At 50.2% G+C, this 2908-nt stretch carries 1 rRNA gene; it reads right to left on the bottom strand.

The features are described from left to right. Nucleotides 1-2 precede the first annotated feature (2 nt). A 23S ribosomal RNA gene (locus tag H9660_RS15985) occupies nt 3-2907 on the bottom strand. Between the last annotated feature and the right edge of the window lies 1 nt (nt 2908).

Here is a 2908-nt window from a genome sequence, read left to right as displayed (position 1 = left end):
TTTTGGTCAAGCCCTCGACCTATTAGTATCAGTCAGCTAAATATGTTACCACACTTACACCTCTGACCTATCAACCTTGTGTTCTTCAAGGGGTCTTACTAGCTTATGCTATGGGAAATCTCATCTTGAGGGGGGCTTCACGCTTAGATGCTTTCAGCGTTTATCCCTTCCCGACTTAGCTACCCAGCCATGCTCCTGGCGGAACAACTGGTGCACCAGAGGTCAGTCCATCCCGGTCCTCTCGTACTAAGGACAGCTCCTCTCAAATTTCCTACGCCCGCGACGGATAGGGACCGAACTGTCTCACGACGTTCTGAACCCAGCTCGCGTGCCGCTTTAATGGGCGAACAGCCCAACCCTTGGGACCTACTACAGCCCCAGGATGCGACGAGCCGACATCGAGGTGCCAAACCTCCCCGTCGATGTGGACTCTTGGGGGAGATCAGCCTGTTATCCCCGAGGTAGCTTTTATCCGTTGAGCGATGGCCCTCCCACGAGGTACCACCGGATCACTAAGCCCGACTTTCGTCCCTGCTCCACTTGTGGGTGTCGCAGTCAGGCTCCCTTCTGCCTTTGCACTCTACGAACGATTTCCGACCGTTCTGAGGGAACCTTTGGGCGCCTCCGTTACTTTTTAGGAGGCGACCGCCCCAGTCAAACTGCCCACCTAACAATGTCCCGTCACCAGTTTCATGGCGTCCGGTTAGAATCCCAATACTGTCAGGGTGGTATCCCAAGGTTGACTCCACTAAGGCTGACGCCCTAGCTTCTCAGTCTCCCACCTATCCTGTACAGACAATATCGAAACTCAATGCTAAGCTACAGTAAAGCTCTACGGGGTCTTTCCGTCCAATCGCGGGTAGCGAGCATCTTCACTCGCACTACAACTTCGCCGGATTTGCAGTTGAGACAGTGCCCAAGTCATTACGCCATTCGTGCGGGTCAGAACTTACCTGACAAGGAATTTCGCTACCTTAGGACCGTTATAGTTACGGCCGCCGTTTACTGGGGCTTAAGTTCACACCTTCGCTTGCGCTAAGTGTTCCCCTTAACCTTCCAGCACCGGGCAGGCGTCAGCCCCTATACATCAGCTTGCGCTTTAGCAGAGACCTGTGTTTTTGCTAAACAGTTGCTTGGGCCTATTCTCTGCGGCCTACTCTCGTAGGCACCCCTTCTCGCTAACTTACGGGGTCAATTTGCCTAGTTCCTTAACTGCAATTCTTCCGATGGCCTTAGGATTCTCTCCTCATCTACCTGTGTCGGTTTGCGGTACGGGCACTACTTCTCTCTCTAGATGCTTTTCTTGGAAGCAGGGAATCAGATACTTCAGTCATAATGACCTTCCCCATCACACCTCAGGATTGTTAAAACGGATTTGCCTATCTTAACTCCCTAAATGCTTAGACTAGCATTTCCAATCGCTAGCACATCCTATCCTTCTCCGTCACACCATCGATAATAACGATAATAGTGGTATTGGAATATCAACCAATTGTCCATCACCTACGCCTTTCGGCCTCGGCTTAGGTCCCGACTAACCCTGGGCGGACGAGCCTTCCCCAGGAAACCTTAGATTTTCGGCCTGTAAGATTCTCACTTACATCTCGCTACTAATGCCAACATTCTCACTCGTAATCAGTCCACCGCTCCTTACGGTACGACTTCAGCCCGATTACGACGCTCCTCTACCGCTCAAGTAATCTTGAGCCCGTAGCTTCGGTGGTAAGTTTGAGCCCCGGACATTTTCGGCGCAGGATCTCTCGACTAGTGAGCTATTACGCACTCTTTAAATGAGTGGCTGCTTCTAAGCCAACATCCTAGTTGTCTTAGAAATCCCACATCCTTTACCACTTAACTTACACTTTGGGACCTTAGCTGACGATCTGGGCTTTTTCCCTTTTGACCACGGATCTTATCATTCGTAGTCTGACTGCCGGACTAATAGTATATGGCATTCGGAGTTTGATAAGGTTCGGTAAGCGATATGCCCCCTAGCCCATTCAGTGCTCTACCTCCATTACTCATATCCGACGCTAGCCCTAAAGCTATTTCGAGGAGAACCAGCTATCTCCGAGTTCGATTGGAATTTCTCCGCTATCCACAGCTCATCCCATGCTTTTTCAACAGCAACGTGGTTCGGTCCTCCACGGGGTTTTACCCCCGCTTCAACCTGGCCATGGATAGGTCACCCGGTTTCGGGTCTACGGCATGCAACTAGTCGCCCTATTAAGACTCGGTTTCCCTTCGGCTCCGTACCTTAAGTACTTAACCTTGCTACATACCGTAACTCGTTGGCTCGTTCTACAAAAAGCACGTCATCACCCTCATAAGGGGCTTTGACCGGTTGTAGGCACACGGTTTCAGGTTCTATTTCACTCCCCTCCCGGGGTTCTTTTCACCTTTCCCTCACGGTACTTCTTCACTATCGGTCATCAGGTAGTATTTAGCCTTGGGAGGTGGTCCTCCCTGCTTCCCACAAGGTTTCACGTGTCTCGTGGTACTCTGGATCAGAACTTAGTAGTTATAACTTTCACTTACGTGGCTATTACACTCTATGGCGCAACTTTCCAGTTGTCTTCAATTAGTCATAATTTCCCGTTATGTTCTGTCCGCAACCCCAGAGATAAATCTCTGGTTTGGGCTCTTTCCCTTTCGCTCGCCGCTACTAAGAAAATCGATTTTTCTTTCTCTTCCTCTAGGTACTTAGATGTTTCAGTTCCCTAGGTTTACCTTCCTGCAACTATGTATTCATTACAGGATACATGGGGTTTCCCATGTGAGTTCCCTCATTCGGAAATCTTCGGATCACTGGCTATGTGCGCCTACCCGAAGCTTATCGCAGCTTATCACGTCCTTCATCGGCTCCTGATGCCAAGGCATTCACCATGCGCCCTTTGTAGCTTGACCT

It is taken from the genome of Clostridium gallinarum, assembly GCF_014836325.1.
GTDB classification, from domain to species: Bacteria; Bacillota; Clostridia; order Clostridiales; family Clostridiaceae; genus Clostridium; species Clostridium gallinarum.
Note: the sequence above shows the minus strand (reverse complement) of the source record. Positions and strands in the feature narration are given on the sequence as shown.